The 16,251-nt window shown below is 28.2% G+C and carries 15 protein-coding genes and 2 tRNA genes; 15 read left to right on the top strand and 2 right to left on the bottom strand.

What is annotated here, in order from left to right; genetic code table 11:
- Positions 1–2: 2 nt before the first annotated feature.
- Positions 3–770 carry a class I SAM-dependent methyltransferase gene (locus C7U55_RS00735; RefSeq protein WP_106986905.1) on the bottom strand — a complete coding sequence of 256 codons (768 nt, stop codon included), beginning with the start codon at positions 768–770 and terminating at the stop codon, positions 3–5.
- 128 nt (positions 771–898) lie between these two features.
- Here C7U55_RS00735 and C7U55_RS00740 point away from each other — a divergent pair.
- The 13 genes from C7U55_RS00740 to C7U55_RS00795 all read left to right on the top strand — a co-directional run bounded on the left by C7U55_RS00740 (position 899) and on the right by C7U55_RS00795 (position 11,496).
- Positions 899–974 (top strand) — tRNA-His (locus C7U55_RS00740).
- A gap of 28 nt (positions 975–1,002) precedes the next feature.
- Positions 1,003–1,078, top strand: a tRNA-His gene (locus C7U55_RS00745).
- A gap of 48 nt (positions 1,079–1,126) precedes the next feature.
- Entirely contained in the window at positions 1,127–1,588 is a 462-nt protein-coding gene (locus C7U55_RS00750) for a GNAT family N-acetyltransferase (RefSeq protein WP_106986906.1), read from the top strand.
- A gap of 75 nt (positions 1,589–1,663) precedes the next feature.
- On the top strand, positions 1,664–2,056 hold the full coding sequence (locus C7U55_RS00755) for a hypothetical protein (RefSeq protein ID WP_106986907.1): 393 nt from the start codon (positions 1,664–1,666) through the stop codon (positions 2,054–2,056).
- Between the two features lie 70 nt (positions 2,057–2,126).
- On the top strand, positions 2,127–2,792 hold the full coding sequence (locus C7U55_RS00760) for a response regulator transcription factor (RefSeq protein ID WP_106986908.1): 666 nt from the start codon (positions 2,127–2,129) through the stop codon (positions 2,790–2,792).
- The gene (locus C7U55_RS00765; RefSeq protein WP_106986909.1) at positions 2,780–3,733 is read left to right on the top strand and encodes a sensor histidine kinase; all 954 of its coding nucleotides are present in this window, start codon (positions 2,780–2,782) and stop codon (positions 3,731–3,733) included. Before C7U55_RS00760 ends, C7U55_RS00765 begins: the two co-directional genes overlap by 13 nt.
- A 54-nt stretch (positions 3,734–3,787) precedes the next feature.
- Complete coding sequence (locus tag C7U55_RS00770; RefSeq protein WP_106986910.1) at positions 3,788–6,091, top strand: ABC transporter permease; 2,304 nt, start codon at positions 3,788–3,790, stop codon at positions 6,089–6,091.
- A 1-nt stretch (position 6,092) separates the two neighbouring features.
- Positions 6,093–6,776, top strand: coding sequence for an ABC transporter ATP-binding protein (locus tag C7U55_RS00775; protein ID WP_032090463.1), 684 nt, complete (start codon positions 6,093–6,095; stop codon positions 6,774–6,776).
- 179 nt (positions 6,777–6,955) lie between these two features.
- Entirely contained in the window at positions 6,956–7,126 is a 171-nt protein-coding gene (locus C7U55_RS13475; protein WP_155522368.1) for a hypothetical protein, read from the top strand.
- A gap of 6 nt (positions 7,127–7,132) precedes the next feature.
- Positions 7,133–7,456: a multidrug transporter gene (locus tag C7U55_RS00780; protein ID WP_106986911.1), complete on the top strand. Its 324-nt coding sequence runs from the start codon at positions 7,133–7,135 to the stop codon at positions 7,454–7,456.
- A 257-nt stretch (positions 7,457–7,713) separates the two neighbouring features.
- Positions 7,714–9,207, top strand: a complete 1,494-nt coding sequence (locus C7U55_RS00785) for a UDP-glucose--hexose-1-phosphate uridylyltransferase (RefSeq protein WP_106986912.1) — start codon at positions 7,714–7,716, stop codon at positions 9,205–9,207.
- Positions 9,204–10,478, top strand: a complete 1,275-nt coding sequence (locus C7U55_RS00790; protein ID WP_106986913.1) for a galactokinase — start codon at positions 9,204–9,206, stop codon at positions 10,476–10,478. Before C7U55_RS00785 ends, C7U55_RS00790 begins: the two co-directional genes overlap by 4 nt.
- Before the next feature lies 1 nt (position 10,479).
- Positions 10,480–11,496, top strand: a complete 1,017-nt coding sequence (locus C7U55_RS00795) for an aldose epimerase family protein (RefSeq protein WP_106986914.1) — start codon at positions 10,480–10,482, stop codon at positions 11,494–11,496.
- Between the two features lie 19 nt (positions 11,497–11,515).
- Here the strand turns inward: C7U55_RS00795 and C7U55_RS00800 are convergent, their stop codons facing one another.
- On the bottom strand, positions 11,516–12,496 hold the full coding sequence (locus C7U55_RS00800; RefSeq protein ID WP_106986915.1) for a LacI family DNA-binding transcriptional regulator: 981 nt from the start codon (positions 12,494–12,496) through the stop codon (positions 11,516–11,518).
- A 129-nt stretch (positions 12,497–12,625) separates the two neighbouring features.
- Between C7U55_RS00800 and C7U55_RS00805 the strand changes: the two genes are divergently transcribed.
- On the top strand, positions 12,626–15,493 hold the full coding sequence (locus tag C7U55_RS00805) for an insulinase family protein (RefSeq protein ID WP_106986916.1): 2,868 nt from the start codon (positions 12,626–12,628) through the stop codon (positions 15,491–15,493).
- A 14-nt stretch (positions 15,494–15,507) separates the two neighbouring features.
- The gene (locus C7U55_RS00810) at positions 15,508–16,251 is read left to right on the top strand and encodes an alpha/beta hydrolase (RefSeq protein WP_106986917.1); all 744 of its coding nucleotides are present in this window, start codon (positions 15,508–15,510) and stop codon (positions 16,249–16,251) included.

Raw genomic sequence — 16,251 nt, forward strand, 5'->3', positions numbered from 1 at the left:
AACTATACCTTCCTTAATATATCTAATGTATGAGAACTTGCTCCAATAAGATCTTGTCTTTCACAAGTTGATAAATGATATTGCATAAAGAGTTCAAAAGTTTCATCATCCATCTTGTTTAAAATAGGGCGCATGTAATCTGCCGGCCCATCAGCCGCAATAATTTTAATTCTTTCCAAATTTAAATCTTTATTCAGTTTTTCGATCAATTCTAGACGTACATAACTATAAAGATCATCAATATTTGTTTGGGTTTGGAAATTTTTATCAATCTTACCATTTTTTAAAGCTTCTTTAATATGTCCATCTCTAAAACCATGAACTAAAACGCTGTAATCATTCATGACATAAGCAACAAGAATGATACCACCGGTTTTAGTTACACGTTTTGCTTCTGATAAAGCTTTTAATTTATCTTCATAACTAAATAAATGATACATTGGACCAAATAAAAGAGTGACATCAAAAGTTTCATCTTGATATCTTGATAAATCTAAAGCTGTTCCTTGATAAGCTTTGACATTACTTTTTTTAGCTTTCAACATACCTAAATTATATTTAACAAGTTCGATGGCGTCGACTTCATAGCCTTCTTGACTTAAGGATACAGAATACCTTCCTGTTCCAGCCCCAATATCTAAAAGACGATCTCCGGGTTTTAAATAATCATGAATATATTTCATTGATGTACGATATTCAACTTGGCCATGTTTTCTCGTTAGACGTTTATCTTCACAAAACTTTCCATAATAATTTTCTAATTCGTTCATATACTTATCCTTTTCTTTTATATTCTTCTTTATTGTATAATAATTTCTAGAAAGAATGTAGATATTTTTATAAAAAATGCTTTACAAAGTCTTTGAAATAGTGTAGATTATTATATGCAGTTGATACGGCGGACGTGGCGAAGTGGTTAACGCACCGGATTGTGGCTCCGGCATTCGTGAGTTCGATTCTCATCGTCCGCCCCATATTTTAACTGTTTTATATAGATACTTGGCGGACGTGGCGAAGTGGTTAACGCACCGGATTGTGGCTCCGGCATTCGTGAGTTCGATTCTCATCGTCCGCCCCATTTTTATGAAGTCTTGATGAAGGCTTTTTTTGTTTATAGGGGAGAAATATGATTAAATTAGTACAACCTCAAATTGAAGAATTAAAATACCGTAAAAAGCTCTTAAAAGATCCTCAAACCATGGCCTTTAATAAAAACAATGGGGGAACTGTTGATTTCAATGAAAAAATCTGGCAACCTTGGTATGCTTTATGGATGAATGATGCTAAATATTACTATGCCTATATTTATGATGATATTTTAAAAAAATATATTGGAGAAGTTTCTTACTATTTTGAAGAAGAATATCGTGAGTATGTTCTTAATATTATTGTTGAAGCTAAATATCGTCATTTAGGTAAAGGAAAAGAAGCTTTAGAACTTTTATGTCAACAAGCTAAAGAAAATGGTCTTCGCTTTTTATGTGATGATATTGAAATAAATAATCCAGCTAAAAATCTTTTTCTTGATTTAGGCTTTAAAGAAGTTTGGGCAAGAGAAAATATTACAATGTTGAAAAAACGTCTTTAGAACCATTTTGGTTCTTTTTTTCACAAGATTTACACATTTCTTTTATATACTTAAATAAAGGAAGGGTGAAGTCTTATGAAAAAAAAGCTAGGCATGTATTTGATTTGTCTTATTTATATTTTTGAATTAATTTATACAATGAGTGCCATGTATTTTAATAGTTTTATGGTAACACATAAAATAGAAATCTTTGAAAATATTTATCAAATTGCTTATTGTATGATTTTTATTGTAGGAATTCTTTATATCTTGTTGCTTATTTATAAAGTAGGGCATCATGAAAGTATTGATCTAAAGAAAAATACAGGTTTATTATTTGGAATCGTTTTTATGGATCTTGTATTATATGGCTTTTTTATTATTCCTATGTTAGTAAGTTCACCTGCTATGAAAATGGTTTGTATTTGTTTTTTAGTTCATTTACTTGTTTATATTAAAGAGAAACAATTATTTGTTTTAGAAAAATAATTTAAAGATGAAAGTGGCTACTTTCATCTTTTTTTCATTTAAGCATGGTATGATAGAGATGGTGATAATTATGAAAAAAATATTAATTGTAGAAGATGATGAAAGTATCGCAGATTCTTTAAAGGAAATGTTGGAGAATAGGGATTATATTGTGGAAGTTTCTTATTCTAAAAAAGAAACTTTAGAGAAATTAAATGAATATATTGATCTCATTCTTTTAGATATTCAATTACCTGATGGTAATGGAATTTCTTTATGTAAAGAAATTAAAGAAAAGTATGAGATGCCAATTATTTTTTTAAGTTGTTTAAATGATGAAGAAACAATTGTAAGGGGATTAAACGAAGGTGGTGATGATTATGTATGTAAGCCTTTTGGTATTAAAGAACTTTGTGCCAGAATTGAATGTAACCTTAGAAAAGTAACAAAGCAACAAGGGGTTTATTATATAGATGATTTAATTATTGATACGTTAAAACATAAAGTTTTTAAAGATAATAAGGAATTAGAATTGAGTACGATTACTTTTGCTTTATTAAGGGCTCTGGTAGAAGGACATGGAAGGGTGCTTACTAGAGATTATTTATTAATGTTGATTGAAGATATAACTGGGCATGTGGTGGAAGATAATACATTAACAGCTCATTTAAAAAGATTAAGACAAACATTAGGAGAATATCAAAATCGAAAATATATTGAAACATTAAGGGGTGTAGGGTATCGATGGAAAATATAAAAAAAGAAAAGAATAATCATGTTTGCCTGATTATTTCAATTGTATTAATGATTGTTGTAGAAATCTATTCTTTTTTGGTAAGTAATATTTTTAATGTCTTTATTATTACAAGTATTCTTTTTTATTTTTTGGAACAAAAAAATAAAAAGAAACAAATGAATTATTTAATACAGTGTTGTGATGCCATTATTGAACAAAAAGATTTTTCTATCATTGATGGTGAATCCAAAGAAAGTTTATTATCTAATAAATTATTTCTACTTAATAAAAGATATCATCAATCCTTAAAAGCTATCAAAAAAGAACAGCTAAAACTAAAGGATTATATCGAAGATATCTCTCATCAATTAAAAACACCAATTACTTCTATCCGTATACAAACAGAGCTTTTACTTGAAGAAAACCAAAATGAAAAACTCTATGCAATAGAACATCAAATACAACGAATACAACTTTTAGTCAATGACTTACAAACCATCGCCTTATTAAACTCTCATAATATCCAATATTGTTTTAAAGAATATGATTTAGAAATGCTTATTGATGAAATAGAAGAAGATCTTGACTATTTAAATCCGCAAATACATTTAAATAAAAATATAAAATTATTATGTGATGAAAAATGGTTTATAGAAGCATTAGAAAATATTATCAAGAATTGTTTAGAAAAAAATTCTACACCGCTTTCTATTTTTGTTTATGAAAATGAAACAACTTTAAAAATGATAATCCAAGATCAAGGAAATGGTTTTAAGGAAAAAGATTTGCCTTTTTTATTTCAAAGATTTTATCGTGGGGAAAATTCAAAAGGGACAGGATTAGGGCTTTATATAGCTAAAGAAATAATAGAGGCCCATCATGGTTTTATAAAAGCCTATAATCAACAAGGGGCTTGCTTTGAAATTGTACTTCCTCAAATGAAAATGAAGAAAAAAATCTAATTTCACTTAGTTTTCATGATTGAATCGTAAGATAAAGTTAGAGGAGGAAAGAATATGTCACATACGATCAATATGCTCGCAAAAAGAAATATTCAAAAGTATAAAAAGCATTATCTTATTGTTTTAATCGTTCTTTTAATTGTTTCTACTCTTATTTTTTCAAGTTTTTTTATTGTTGATAATCTGTATCAAATGAAAAAGAACTATCATATTTCAACCTATGGTTCTTGGTATACACGAATAGAAAATATTGATGAACAAACCAAAAAAGGAATTGAAATCTACAGCAAAGACTATTTTAAAGATATCATTAAATATGGTTATGTAGATTTTCAAGGAAAATATGATAATTACCAAGTAGGTCATATTGAAAAGAATATTTATTCATTGTGTCGAGTAAAAATTATTAAAGGAAGAAAAATACAAAATGATCAAGAAATTTTAATCAATCAAAAAGTTTCTAAAAAGTATAAACTTTATGATCAAATAGAAATAGAAGGAAAAAATTATACGATTGTTGGTATTATACAAACCGCCAATAAAAACTTACCTGATATTTATACAAACTTAGAGACGTATCAAACAAAAGATTATTATTCGAATATGTCTGTTTTATCAGATAATCATTATATTCAATTTAATGATGGAAATAACTATCAAGAAATAGAAATTCATTATGATTATAATCCTTATGGTTATGATCAAAATGAAATTCATGATCAAGTAGAAAAAGCAACCAATCAGCTCCAACAAACGTTTGAATTTATTATAATTATACTTTTTGTTTTATTCGCTTTAACTTCTACTTCCCTAAAAAAGAGAATGAAAGAAATGGCTCTTTATCGAGGAATAGGAATGACAACAAATCAATTAATGATGATGGTCATGCAAGAAAACATGCTGATCTCTTTTCTTTCTATTTTAATAGGATTGTTAATAGGTGTATGTGTATCTTTAGGTTATCTCTATCTTCAAAGTAAAACCTATCATACATTTATTTATCAAATTTCATTTAAAGAAACATTATTTTTAGTATTGGTATTGATGAGTTGTATTTTTATAACGATTCTCATTCCCATTTATTCAAGCTCTAAGAATGCTTTGGCAGGTACTTTTGATAGCAAAAAGTTTAATTATATTCAAGTAAGATATAAAAAATTAAAAAAACAAACACTTGCTTCTTTAGCTACAAGAGAATTATGGGCAAATAAAAGAATGAATATCTGTTTTTATGTATTTGTTTTAATACTTTCTTTATATGGACTTGTTTATTTCTATCAAGGACATCCCATTCAAACAAAAGATCAAAATGAACAAAGTCAGGTAGAACTTATTATGGCAACTCAAAAAGAAGCAAATTTATTTTTAAAAGAATTTTCTCAAAATGACATTATTATTAATCATCATTATATTGATGAAGGAATAACTATGACCTATCGAGAAATTCCTCAATCTGTTTATAAACTTTGCCAACTTTATTATTATCAAAGTAATAAAGATGATTTAAAAGGAAGATTTCCTCAAAAAAGTCATGAAATTGTCGTGGGCAATCATTTTAATCATGTTATTCTTTCAAAAGAATGGTATCCAAATCTTAAAGTTGAAGCGAATCAAGTAACTTTTAAAGGAAAGAAATATCGAGTAGAAAGTTCAACATCTTCTCATAATGATCAAGGAAATTATTTAGGAGATGACAATTATGAGATTGCTCTTGATGAAGTAAAACTTAATGAAAAAGTGATCATTGCAGGTGAAGAATATACCATTGTTGGAATCAATGAAAATGAATATTATAATGATTCAATGATTTATATGTTTGAAGATGATTTAAAACGATTCAATACAAGTGATGAATATTATTCAGGATATCATTGGTATCCAATAAAAGATGTTATAAAAGTAGAAAAGTTCATGAAAAAACATTATAAAGCAAGAGTTTATGAAATGGTAACAAGTGATGAACTTTCAGTAAGTTTGTTTTCTACATTAAATATTCCTAAACATCTTTTAATGCTTGCATTAGCTGTAGGTTTTATTTTAATGATGTTTTTAAATTACAATCATATTGAAAATAATTATCAAGATTATCTTATGTATCATATTATAGGTTTAAGTTATCGGGAAATTAAAATAAAACAAGTATGGAAATCAATAAAAATGTTTTTATGTACACTTATTCCTTGTGTTTTTTATGAGTTGATTTTATTAAGAGGAAGTATCGATCATTATTTTCCAATAGCGCAATTAATGATTTTAGTAGGGATTATTTTTCTAGTTTATTTATGTGTTTATAATATTCCTTTATTAATTGTTTTAAAAGCACATCAAAATGAAGAAATAAGAAAGGAAGATAACTAATATGAATGTTATTTTAGAAGCGAAAGATATTGTTAAAACATATGGTTATGAAGATAATAAAATCTATGCAACCAATCATATTGATTTACAAATAGAAGAAGGCTCTTTTGTAGCCATTGTTGGAAGAAGTGGAAGTGGAAAAAGTACACTTCTTCATATCTTGGCAGGTTTAGTAAAACCAACAAAAGGAGAAGTTTATTTAGAAGGAAAGTCTCTTTATGAAATGAATGATCATACTTTAACGCGTTTTAGACGAAGAAGAATGGGTTTTGTCTTTCAATTCTTCAATCTTATTTCCACACAAAATGTTTTAGAGAATATAGTTTTACCAATTCATTTAGATGATGGCGAGATTGATGATGATTATTTAAATGAAATTATTAATCTATTAGGTCTAGAAGAAAAGAAGAATTCTTTTATTTATGAACTTTCAGGAGGACAACAACAAAGAGTTGCCCTTGCAAGAGCCCTTGCAAGTAAGCCAGCGATTATTTTCGCGGATGAACCTACGGGAAACCTCGATGCTAAAAGTTCTAAAGAAGTTGTTGATTTATTAAAAATCGCCCAAAGAAAATATCATGAAACAGTTATTTTAGTAACTCATGATCAAGAAATTGCCTCTATTGCTGATCGTGTTATTACGATTGAAGATGGAAAAATTATTCAAGATACAAATCATATTTAAATACGTTTATTTGTGGTTTAACTAAAGATAAAAACATCTATAATATTTTCTTTTTGTTAGAGTAAAGCTATGGAGGAAAATTATGGATGATTTAACGATTTATGAAACAGAAATAATTGTCGTAAAAATGGACGAAGAGTCCATTTTTTTGATAGAATAGAGAAAAGGAGAGAATAATTATGGAAGTAACAATTAATGGTGTAAAAAAAGAAGTCAGTAAAGAAGAAATGAAAGATCGTGTGATAGGTTATTATGATGCAGTAGGGATCAAACATTTTTATTTAGAAGTTGATGAAATGGATGATGAAGAACTAAAATCACTCTATATTAATTCTTTTGCAAAGGAGTAGCAAGATATGTATGAAATTAAAGAAAGTGATTGGAAAATATTTAGAAAGAAAATTATTGGTTGGCAAGAAAATTATATGCAAAAACTCAATAAGGAATATATAGAAATCCTACAAAGAGATGAAAATCCAGCAAAAAATTTTTGGGATCTAGAAAATAGAATTTTTCATGATAAAAAAAGTGTTGGTGTTGTTATTGATATGAGAAGATCAATGATGTTTAATAATATTCTTTCTTTATTAAATGAAGAAATTATACAGCTTGATGATTTAAATGATTTTAGTGAAGAATTTCAAAATGATATTAAAGATGTTGTTAATATGTTAGGATAATTGAATGAAATTAATTAAGCAAAAAAACAGACCTCATGAAACGGAAGAAGTCTGTTTTTACTGCATATATTAAAACTACAAAATTTTGAAAAGTATTTTCAAATATCATATCTTGAAATAAAAATGTTATGAAAAGGTAATACGAAAGTATTACCTTTTTACTAAAATTATAATTTATTAATTAATATTTAGTAAAATATATTGATAAAGTTTACTAAAGTGATAAAATGAGATTGAGAAAGAATGGGGGATAGAAAATGAATCATCAAATTAATCGACTTATTCATTTTGGTTTACAACATCATTTAATTAGCGAAGATGATGAAATTTATGCAGTGAACTTATTATTAGATTTATTTCATTTAGATCATTTTACTAAAGAAGAAATGAGTGAAGAATTAGAAGTGGCGACAGATATTTTAGAAGAAATGTTAGATTATGCTTGTCAAGAAGGCCTCATTGAAAATAATATTACAGAACGAGATCTTTTTGATACACGCATTATGAATTGTTTAATGCCTCGTCCAAGTGAAGTGATTCAAACATTTAAAGAGTATTATAAAGAAGATTCTAAAAAAGCAACAAAGTATTTCTATGATTTATCTATTGCATCGAATTATATTCGAAAAACAAGAACAGATAAAAATATTCGTTTCAAACAATTTTATAAATATGGCGATATTGAAATTACCATTAATTTATCTAAACCAGAAAAAGATCCAAAAGAAATCATGAAGGCAAAAACAATCAAAGCCAGTGGTTATCCCAAATGCCTTTTATGTAAAGAAAATGTGGGTTTTGCAGGAAACTTTAATCATCCCGCAAGACAAAATCATCGTATTATCCCATTAGTGTTAAATGGATATCGTTACTACATGCAATATTCACCTTATGTTTATTATAACGAACATTGCATTATTTTTAATGAAAACCATCAACCAATGGTCATTAATGAAAATACTTTTAGATCATTATTTTCATTTGTTAAACAATTTCCACATTATATGCTAGGTTCAAATGCGGATTTACCAATTGTAGGAGGATCTATTTTAACACACGATCATTTCCAAGGAGGACATTATATCTTTCCAATAGAAGGAGCGACAGTTGTTAAAGATATATCTTTAGATAAATATCCGGATTTACAAATCAGTGTTTTAAATTGGCCTTTATCAACCATTCGTGTACGTTCAACAAATGATGAACAAATGATTCGATTTGCTTTAGATACTTTAAATAAATGGATCAATTATTCTAATGAAAAATTGGATATTATCGCTTATAGCCATGAAACAAGACATAATACCATTACTCCAATTGTAAGAAAGAAAAATGGATTGTATGAAATGGATCTTGTTTTAAGAAACAATCGAACAAGTGAAAAATATCCTGATGGTATTTTCCATCCTCATCAAAACTTACATCATATTAAAAAAGAAAATATTGGTTTAATTGAAGTGATGGGACTTGCGGTTTTACCGGCAAGATTAAAAGATGAATTAGAAGTTTTAAAAGAATGTTTATTAGGAAAAAAGAATATTTTAGAAATTTCAAATATGAAAAAGCATGTGGCATGGTATAATGAATTAAAGAGCCATGATTTTAATGAAGGTACAGTGGATCAATTACTAAAAGAAGAATTAACACATAAATTCGTTAATGTATTAGAAGATGCAGGTGTCTTTAAAATGAATGAAGAAGGAAAAGAAGCTTTTATTAAATTTGTAGAAATGGTAGGAGAAAAAGAATGAAAAAAGCAAGTTTAGTGATTAAAGAGATTCAAGAAGGAACTTATAATGATGTTTTAAAAGAAGTCTATATTGATGAAAGTCGTATTGAAAAACAACCTCAAAGATATGTAGCAGCAATTGAAAAATTTATTTCACTTTATGGAGATCAAGAAATTGAAATCTATAGTACACCAGGAAGAAGTGAAGTGAGCGGGAATCATACGGATCATCAAAATGGTGAAGTTTTAGCGGCAGCCATCAACTTAGATATTATTGCGGTTGTTTCTAAAAATGATGTGGTGAAAGTTTTATCAGATGATTATGATTTAAAACCTATTTCTTTAGATGATTTATCAAAAAAAGAAGATGAAGTAGGAACATCTGAAGGACTAATGAGAGGAGTTCTTGCCCGTTTTAAAGAATTAGGTTATGCCATTGGTGGATTTAACGGCTATATGACAAGTGATGTTTTACAAGGCTCAGGGTTATCTTCATCTGCAGCTTTTGAAGTCATGATTGGAACCATTCTTTCAGGTCTTTATAATGAAATGAAAGTCGATCCTGTCGTGATTGGACAAGTGGGACAATATAGTGAAAATGTATATTTTGGAAAACCATGTGGTTTAATGGATCAAAGTGCTTGTTCAGTAGGAAGTTTGATTCATATTGATTTTAAGGATAATAGTAAACCTGTTGTCGAAAAAGTAGATGTTGAATTTTCTTCATTTAAACATAGTTTATGTATTGTAGATGTCCATGCATCTCATGCAGATTTAACAGATGATTATGCAGCTGTTCCTTATGAAATGAAAAAAGTAGCTCAATTCTTTGGCAAAGAAGTTTTAAGAGAAGTAGATGAAAAAGATTTTTATAATCAATTAGTAGAAGTAAGAAAAGAAGTTGGAGATCGTGCGATTTTAAGAGCAATTCATTTATTTAATGAAAATAAACGTGTGGAAAAAGCAGTATCTTCTTTAAAAAATAATGATTTTGATACGTTTAAACAAGTTATTAAAGATTCAGGAGATTCTTCGTATAAATACTTACAAAATGTTTATTCAAATAAATATCCAGATAATCAAGCTGTTTCTTTGGCTCTTGCTTTATCAGAAGGTATTTTAGAAAATCATGGTGTATGTCGTGTTCATGGAGGTGGATTTGCGGGAACAATCCAATCCTTTGTGGAAGATGAATACGTTGATCATTATAAAGAAGAAATTGAAAAGTATTTTGGTGAAGATTCTTGTCATGTCTTAAAAGTAAGAAAATTTGGTGGAATGAAGGTACTTTAAGATGATTAAAATAGAGAAAGTAGAAAATAATATTGATTTAATTACACTTAAAAATGATGAATTAGAAGTTGTTGTTTCTAATTATGGATGTACACTTGTTAAAGTGTTGATGAAAGATCAAGCAGGAAATGTTGATGATGTGGTTTTAGGATATGATGATTTTAAATCTTATCAAACATTAGATGCCTATATTGGGGCGCTTGTTGGAAGAGTTGCTAATCGAATTAAAAAAGGAACTTTTGAATTAAACGGTCAAACTTATCATTTACCAATTAATAATGGACCTAACTCCTTACACGGAGGAATCAAAGGTTTTTCTTATCAAGTATTTGATTATCAAGTGCTTGATGAAACAAGTGTTGAATTCCATTATGTTTCTAAAGATGGGGAAGAAGGATATCCTGGTGAGTTAGATTTTAAAGCAGACTATTCACTTGAAGGCGATACACTTACCATGCATTATCATGCAACTACTTCGAAAGATACGCTTATTAATATTACGAATCATTCGTATTTTAACTTATCTGGCAAAAAAGAAAATGTATACCAACATTTATTAAAAGTTCATGCTGATCGTTTTGCTTGCATTGATCCTGATGGACTTCCTACAGGTGAAATAAAAGATGTCAAAGGAACATCCTTTGATTTCAATGAATTTGCCTATATTGGAGATCGTGTCGATAATGATGATGAACAATTACAACTTGGTAAAGGATTTGATCATCCAATGATTTTCAATACAAAAGAAAACCAAGTTGAATTGGTTCATGAAAAAACAGGAAGAAAATTAACCGTTTCAACGACTTTACCACAAGCACAAATCTATACAGCGAATTATTTAGATGGTCGTCTTGGTAAATATGGACAACATTACAATGCTCGTGATGCCATTTGTATTGAAACACAAAATATGCCGGATGCGATTCATCTAGAAGAAAACCCAAGTACGATTTTAAAAGCAGGCGACACTTATGATGAAAAAACATCTTATAAATTTGAAGTTATAAAAAATCTCTAGAGAAAAAATCTAGAGATTTTTAAATACACGAATTTCTTTCGATTAAAAAACAAGGTAAAAGAATTTTAATCGGTGAAATATTTTCATTATGTTTAAAAGCATCAAAAAGTTGTCTAGCAGCCATAAAGCCCATATCAAACGTTGGCGCAAAGACTGTTGTAAGCGGTGGATCGGTATAATTGGTTGTTTCAATATTATCAAAACCAATGATTGATATATCTTCAGGTATTTTGATGTCATATTGTTTTAAAGCACGCATGGCGCCAATAGCGATAGGATCGCTTGCTGCAAAAATAGCGGAAGGAAGTTTCTTGTTTTTAATAAGTTCATAAGTCATATTAAAACCAGATTCAATTGAAAACGCTTCTTCGCTCATAGAATAATCAATGTTGTATTCTTTACAATAGTGTTCAAAATATTCTTTTCTTTGATCATGATAGAGCTTATCATGAATTATTTCTTTACCACCTAAATAGGCAATTGAAGTATGTTTTTGACTTAAATAAGAAACCACATCTTTAACTGCATTTTTAAAATCAAGTAAAATACAACATTCATGAATAGGATCAATATTCATATCTAAAAAAATAACATTTGAACATATCTTTTTATATGTTTCAATATCTTCTTGACTATATTTTCCAATACATACTAAACCTTGAATATCTTCTAATTGATTTAAATAATCAATATCTGTCTTAAAAACACGTTTGATAGCAATCTTGTTTTTAAAACAATATTCTTCTACTCCTTGACGAATACTTAAATAATAAGGGTCATTGGATTCTTCAATAGGAGATATCCATTGAATGATTCCTAATGTCATCACTGTATCATAGATTTTTTTATTTTTCTTTTTATAACCAAGCTGATTAGCTGCATCAAGAACACGTTGTCTTGTTTCTTTAGGAACAGACAAAGTAGGATCATTATTTAAAATACGTGAAACGCTGGCGCTTGATACTTTTGCTAATTCAGCAATATCTTTTATTGTTGCCATAAAAAACCTCCAATCTATAGTTATTTTATCATTTAGTAAATTTGAAATCAATGTTTACTAAAATATTGTCTTCGTTTACAAAATGTCTATTCAAAGGTAAAATAAAGTGTAAAGAAATGAGGTAGTACAATGAAAATAAATGAATCAAAACATGGCTTTGTCGTTAAAAAAAAGGTAGAAGTCAGTGAACTTAATGCAATAATGTATGAAATGGAACATATAAAAACCCATTTAAAACTTGTTTGGTTAAAACGGGATGAAGAAAATAAAACATTTGGTATTGCGTTTAAAACCTTACCAAGTGATGATAGTGGGGTTTTTCATATTTTAGAACATTCGGTCTTATGTGGTTCTAAAAAATACCCTGTTAAAGAACCTTTTGTAGAATTAATGAAAAGTTCAATGAGCACTTTTTTAAATGCCTTGACTTTTGAAGATAAAACCTTTTATCCTATTTCATCTAGAAATAATCAAGATTTTATGAATCTAACAAAAGTTTATTTAGATGCAGTTTTCAATCCTTTGATTTTAAATAAAAAAGAAATCTTTTTACAAGAAGGATGGCATATTGAAGCTACAGAAAAACCAACTTATAAAGGGGTTGTTTTAAATGAAATGAAGGGGGCTTTTTCAAGTTCTCGTGAAATTATGATGAATGCGTTGAATCGTGCTTTATTTAAAGACAACTGTTATCAATATGTTTCAGGGGGTGCTCCTGAAGCTATCACCGATTTAACCTATGAACAATTTATCCAAACTTATCAAAAATATTATCATCCTTCTAATGCCTTTGTCTTTTTAGATGGAGATGTCCCACTTGATGACGTTTTAAAACTTTTAAATCAAGAATATCTTTCTTCAATGGAAGCGAATTTACCAATAGAAGGGCCAATTTATCAACAACCTGTTCAAATTTCTAGACAAGTGGTAGATTATGAAATAGGGGAAGAAGAAAACGCTGAAAATAAATATCGCATGGCATGGGGAAATGTGATTGGGAGTTATCAAGACTATGAAAAAGTTATTGCAATGCAAGTATTAAGTGATGTTTTATGTGGTGATAACCAAGCGGTTTTAAATAAAGCCCTTTTGGAAAAAGGACTAGCTGAAAATGTTTATTTAGCGATTAATGATGGTGAATTACAAAATTGGTGTCAATTAGAAGTTGATCATATAAAAGAAGAAAACTTAGATCAAGTTAAAGAAATTGTTTTTGATACACTTCGAACACTGATTAAGAAAGGTATTGATCGTCAACAACTTGATGCAACACTTGCTTATTTAGAATTAAATTTAAAAGAAAGAAACTTTGGAGGATATCCTCAAGGAATTATTTTTGGTTTCCAAGTATTAGAAAGTTGGCTTTATGGAGGAAAACCAGAAGCCCATTTAGAATATGGAAAGATCTTTGATGATTTGAAAAAGAAAGTAAATGAAGGATATTTTGAAAATCTTATCCAAGAAGTTCTTTTAGAAAATAAACATAGTTGTGAAATTGTATTAAAACCTTCAAAAGAGTTAGGAAAGATTCGTCGTGAAAAAGAAGAAAAGAAATTAACAAATGTTTTAAATTCTATGACAGATGTTCAAAAACAACAATTACAAATAGAACAAAAACAATTAGATGCTTTCCAACAAGCACCAGACACTTTAGAAAACTTAAATACTTTACCAAAATTAAATCTTGAAGATATTGAAGCAAAAGTACAAAAGATTCCTTCAAAGTTGATAGATTTAGAAGGATGCAAAGTTTTAAAACATTTAACAGAAACTAATGGTATTTATTATTATGCTCTTTATTTTAATATAGATCATTTAGATTTAGATCAAATCAGTACTTTATCTTTTATTTGTTCTTTATTAGGGAATGTCTCTACAATAAAACATAGTGCTAAAGATCTTTCTACAAAGATTCGACTTCTTTGTGGAACAATGAATTATTCTATTAATACATATGAAAAAACTAATAAAGAAAATCAAGTTTACTTCAAAACTTCATTTTCTACTTTAGAAGAAAATGAAAAAGAAGCTTTACAACTTCTTGTTGAAATCTTACAAGAATCTGTTTTTGATCAAGAAAAAATGATTCATGACATTTTAAAACAACGTATTATTTCATTAAAACAAGCGATTACTATGTCGGGACATAGTTTATCTATGAAAAGAGTTTTAGCGATGGTAAGTCCTTCGGGGGTTATTGATGAATATAGTAGTGGAATTGCTTATTATAAATGGTTAAAAGAATTAGATGATCATTTTGATTTTGTTGCTTTAAAACAAAAATTAGAAAGTGTTTATCAAAATGTTTGTTTCTATAATCGTTTGACTTTATCTTTTACTGGAAATGATGATACAAACTTAGAAAAACAAGCTCTTTATTTAAAAGAAACATTAAAAATCTCTGATGCTTTAGAAAAAGCAATCATAAAACCTTTTTCTATTAAAAAAGAAGGAATTATTATTCCTTCAGATATTGCTTATGCCTCTAAAGGAGGTTATCTATTAGAGACTTCTAAAATAACACCACTTGCTTCAAACATTATTTCTTTAGCGTATTTATGGAATGTGGTAAGAGTACAAGGAGGTGCTTATGGTACAGGTTTAGTATCGCGTGCTTCAGGATTTACATGTTGTTATTCTTATCGTGATCCAAATGGAAAAGAATCTTTAAAGAAATATGAAAAATGTGGAACATTTTTAAAAGATTATTTAAAGGAAAATCATGATTTAACAGGATTTATTATTGGCACACTTTCAGGATTAATGCCACTTATGATGCCTTATAATATTGGCAAATATGGTGATTTGTATTATTTTAATCAAAAAGATGAAAAAGCAAGACAAGAACAATTGGAAGCTATTTTAAATGTAGATAAGGATGAGCTATTAGAAATTGCGAAAGAAATCGATGAAACTTTAGAAAAAGGTGGAATATGTATTATTGGTGGTAAAAATCAAATAGATCAATGTGATCTTGATGAAGTTATTTCATTATAAAAGAGGTGTTTTTAATGTTAGAGAAATATGATGTTTATTTAAGACCATTTAACTGTCAAAGAACATTGCATATTTATTTACCTAATGATTATTATCAAAGTGATGAAAGATATCCAGTTGTTTATATGTTTGATGGACATAATTTGTTTTTGAATAGTGATGCTACTTATGGTAAATCATGGGGCTTAGCTGATTTTTTAGATCATTATGATAAGAAATTGATTATTGTAGGGATTGAATGTAATCATGAAGGGAATGAAAGATTAAGTGAGTATTGTCCTTATAACTTAAATAGTCGTTATTTTGGACATGTTCAAGGAAAGGGTATTCAAACATTAGATTGGCTTGTTTATGAACTAAAGCCGATGATTGATCAAAAATATAGAACATATCCTTTTAGAGAATGTACAGCCATTGCAGGAAGTTCTATGGGTGGTTTGATGGCATTTTATGGAATTATCAAATACAACCAATATATTTCTAAAGCCGCTTGTTTGTCACCAGCCTTTGGCTTATGTAAAAAACGTTTAGAAAGAGATCTTTTACAAAATTTAAATCCTGATACACGTATTTATATGTCTTTAGGAACGAAAGAATTTAAAAGAACACAACGTTATATTAAAACCATTCAAGAGTTTAATGATTATATTGTATCTAAAGGTGCAACAAGTTATATCAATATTATTCCTGGAGGTCATCATAATGAAGCTGAGTGGGAAAAACAAAATGAGTTGTATATGAATGTGATGTGGAAATAA

Source organism: Faecalibacillus faecis, from assembly GCF_003024675.1.
Taxonomy (GTDB): domain Bacteria; phylum Bacillota_I; class Bacilli_A; order Erysipelotrichales; family Coprobacillaceae; genus Faecalibacillus; species Faecalibacillus faecis.

Excerpts from the sequence above, each read along its gene's own strand:
- C7U55_RS00735 (WP_106986905.1), bottom strand. The coding sequence starts at position 770 with ATGAACGAATTAGAAAATTATTATGGAAAGTTTTGTGAAGATAAACGT.
- C7U55_RS00750 (WP_106986906.1), top strand. The coding sequence starts at position 1,127 with ATGATTAAATTAGTACAACCTCAAATTGAAGAATTAAAATACCGTAAA.
- C7U55_RS00755 (WP_106986907.1), top strand. The coding sequence starts at position 1,664 with ATGAAAAAAAAGCTAGGCATGTATTTGATTTGTCTTATTTATATTTTT.
- C7U55_RS00760 (WP_106986908.1), top strand. The coding sequence starts at position 2,127 with ATGAAAAAAATATTAATTGTAGAAGATGATGAAAGTATCGCAGATTCT.
- C7U55_RS00765 (WP_106986909.1), top strand. The coding sequence starts at position 2,780 with ATGGAAAATATAAAAAAAGAAAAGAATAATCATGTTTGCCTGATTATT.
- C7U55_RS00770 (WP_106986910.1), top strand. The coding sequence starts at position 3,788 with ATGTCACATACGATCAATATGCTCGCAAAAAGAAATATTCAAAAGTAT.
- C7U55_RS00775 (WP_032090463.1), top strand. The coding sequence starts at position 6,093 with ATGAATGTTATTTTAGAAGCGAAAGATATTGTTAAAACATATGGTTAT.
- C7U55_RS13475 (WP_155522368.1), top strand. The coding sequence starts at position 6,956 with ATGGAAGTAACAATTAATGGTGTAAAAAAAGAAGTCAGTAAAGAAGAA.
- C7U55_RS00780 (WP_106986911.1), top strand. The coding sequence starts at position 7,133 with ATGTATGAAATTAAAGAAAGTGATTGGAAAATATTTAGAAAGAAAATT.
- C7U55_RS00785 (WP_106986912.1), top strand. The coding sequence starts at position 7,714 with ATGAATCATCAAATTAATCGACTTATTCATTTTGGTTTACAACATCAT.
- C7U55_RS00790 (WP_106986913.1), top strand. The coding sequence starts at position 9,204 with ATGAAAAAAGCAAGTTTAGTGATTAAAGAGATTCAAGAAGGAACTTAT.
- C7U55_RS00795 (WP_106986914.1), top strand. The coding sequence starts at position 10,480 with ATGATTAAAATAGAGAAAGTAGAAAATAATATTGATTTAATTACACTT.
- C7U55_RS00800 (WP_106986915.1), bottom strand. The coding sequence starts at position 12,496 with ATGGCAACAATAAAAGATATTGCTGAATTAGCAAAAGTATCAAGCGCC.
- C7U55_RS00805 (WP_106986916.1), top strand. The coding sequence starts at position 12,626 with ATGAAAATAAATGAATCAAAACATGGCTTTGTCGTTAAAAAAAAGGTA.
- C7U55_RS00810 (WP_106986917.1), top strand. The coding sequence starts at position 15,508 with ATGTTAGAGAAATATGATGTTTATTTAAGACCATTTAACTGTCAAAGA.